The 718-nt window shown below is 48.5% G+C and carries 2 protein-coding genes; both read right to left on the bottom strand.

Annotated elements, in window-relative coordinates:
* The coding region (locus tag A3754_RS04820) for a thiosulfate oxidation carrier protein SoxY (RefSeq protein WP_304439809.1) at nt 1-372 on the bottom strand (372 nt) is incomplete at its 3' end.
* 1 nt (nt 373) lies between these two features.
* On the bottom strand, nt 374-718 hold a 345-nt coding region (pedF, locus tag A3754_RS04815), incomplete at its 5' end, for a cytochrome c-550 PedF (protein ID WP_063518970.1).

The following is a 718-nucleotide window of genomic DNA, read 5'->3' as shown; positions in this document are numbered from 1 at the left end:
GACAGGAGAGCCTTGCTCCAGGCGGATATTCAACCCTACTTTTGCCAGCCCTTGTGTACCGGGGTTGTATTCAAAAACCATAGGTATAGGATTGAGCTCAACCCAAAGCAGCATTTTATCAAACTTGCCATTAAGATGACTGGCATCTATTTCTACCGGAACCTGCCCTGAGTCTTCGGCAAAATCAGGGGCGGTTATTTTCACTCTCGAGTCAAAATGTACTGGTGCGTTGGACAGATAACGATCCTGATATAGCTCCCACATGAATGAATCAAGAGGATCCTTATCTTGACGAGTATTGTTCTCTTGCGCTGAACTTATACTGATAAGTAGAAGGAACAATAGCCCGGGAAACACCATTACAGATCGCATTTTACTGTCCCATTGTTTCCATGCTGACCGTCTCAAGCCAGGTTCGGATAGCCCACAAAGCTTCCTGACTGAGATAATCGGCCATTTTCGGCATCAGAACGCGACCATTGCGCACAGCTCCATTTACAACCCGTTCTTTGTACCATTCGTCACCGTAATCACCGTTTTCCAGCTCTCGCAGATCAGGCGCTATACCTCCCGACTTGGCTTCCAGGCCATGACAAGCTGCACAGTTCTGGTTATACGCAGAGCTGCCAATATCCACAGCCAATTCATGCTGCGGATGATCTTCACGGTAAGGGTTGGTATCGCGCCACTCCTCACCAAGAGTCTCCAACCCGCGAAG

It is taken from the genome of Alcanivorax sp. HI0083 (assembly GCF_001635175.1).
The sequence above is the reverse complement of the archived record's forward strand: the minus strand, read 5'-3'. Positions and strand labels throughout refer to the sequence as shown.